Genomic DNA, 1,349 nt, shown 5'->3' with positions numbered 1-1,349 from the left:
CGTCACAGGCCGGTCAGTKACCGACAGCCGAGGCTCGACCACGTTCTACGATTCCATGGGCCGGACGACCGGGCGCGCGAGCACGGACAGCCAAGGGGTGACGACGTTTCGCGATTCCAGCGGCAGAACGACTGGGACCGCGACAGGCCCGCGACGCTAAAGGCCTAACAATTCGCGAGATCGGCCTCGCGGAGCAGAGGTGCGCGTTCCGGAACGCCGTCTACGATTGACGCCGTGGGATCGCACCGCCGAAGGAAAGATGGTTCCTCGATCTGGKGCTGTCGCTGGTCCGATCACGCCGCAGCATCAGATGCACCGCAGTCGCGATGAGCACCATCTCGACAACGGAAAGGTAGGAGGAGGCATGAAAGAAAGGGGCGACCGCCACAAGGACGGAAGTATCAAAGCCAAGGGCCACATGATGAGCGGTGAGCTTGAAGGGTACTGGGAGTGGTTCAGGCTGGATGGCAGTAAACTGCGTTCAGGCCACTTCAAGAGCGGAAAACAGGTTGGCGAATGGACCACCTATGACGCCACTGGCAAGGTCGTGAAGGTCACGAATTTCCCCAATTGAACAGCGCGAGTTGAAGGCCATGCGGGTCCGCTGCACTCAGTGTCAGGCCCGCAAGCGACATAGGCCCGCGATAGGAGGCACTGGTGCAGTCGCCGTTGAAATGCTGCCGGTAGTGCTCGCGCTGGATCTCCCAGCGGATCGCGGCGGCGTCGTCGCTGAAGCTGGCGGCGAGGGCAGCGGCTTCACGCTCGTGCTGAGCCTTGAAGGCTGCGATGGCGGCGGCGCGCTCCTCGGCACGGCGAAGCTCGCAGGCCTCAGCCTTCGCGGCCGCCCAGGCCTTGCGGAGCCAGTTGGAAAGCTGGGCGCGGCGCTCGGTGATGGTGCGGCACAGGCGCAGGGCGAAGCGGCCTTCGTGATGGGCGCGGCGCATGATGGCAGCCTTGTCGAAGGCGATGCGGCGATCGATGTTGTAGGCGAGCGGCATTTGCTGTATCTCAGTTGCTGACCTATAGTCAGGATACAGTCTATCTGTATCCTGTCAACAAAGGTTGCAATTGTAATACAGCTATGAGGTTGCGCTCATGATCCGTTTGACACCTCGCCTCCTCAAAGCCGCTCGAGCTCTGGTCGGCTGGCAGCAGGACCATCTTGCGGAGGCGTCCGGCGTCTCTAAATCGACCATCGGAGCTTTCGAGGCGAAGGATGAGACCGCGAAGCTAGCCACGATGAACAACAAAGCACTTGCTGAGACTCTGACGACGGCGGGCGTTCAGTTCATTCCGGAAAACGGCGGAGGCGCAGGCGTCAGGCTGGCAAAGCTTGGACGCGGCTATTC

Annotated in this window: 3 protein-coding genes; 2 read left to right on the top strand and 1 reads right to left on the bottom strand. The window is 61.7% G+C overall.

Annotated elements, in window-relative coordinates:
- Positions 1-364: 364 nt before the first annotated feature.
- The gene (locus AC1DJT_RS36725; RefSeq protein WP_476836065.1) at positions 365-574 is read left to right on the top strand and encodes a toxin-antitoxin system YwqK family antitoxin; all 210 of its coding nucleotides are present in this window, start codon (positions 365-367) and stop codon (positions 572-574) included.
- Here AC1DJT_RS36725 and AC1DJT_RS36720 read toward each other — a convergent pair.
- A complete protein-coding gene (locus AC1DJT_RS36720; protein ID WP_476833223.1) occupies positions 555-998 on the bottom strand; it encodes a hypothetical protein in 444 nt (147 codons plus the stop codon). The genes AC1DJT_RS36725 and AC1DJT_RS36720 overlap by 20 nt on opposite strands.
- A gap of 97 nt (positions 999-1,095) precedes the next feature.
- Here AC1DJT_RS36720 and AC1DJT_RS36715 point away from each other — a divergent pair.
- The coding region (locus AC1DJT_RS36715) for a helix-turn-helix transcriptional regulator (protein ID WP_476836064.1) at positions 1,096-1,349 on the top strand (254 nt) is incomplete at its 3' end.

It is taken from the genome of Allobosea sp. 05T422_2, assembly GCF_056396265.1.
The sequence above is the reverse complement of the archived record's forward strand: the minus strand, read 5'-3'. Positions and strand labels throughout refer to the sequence as shown.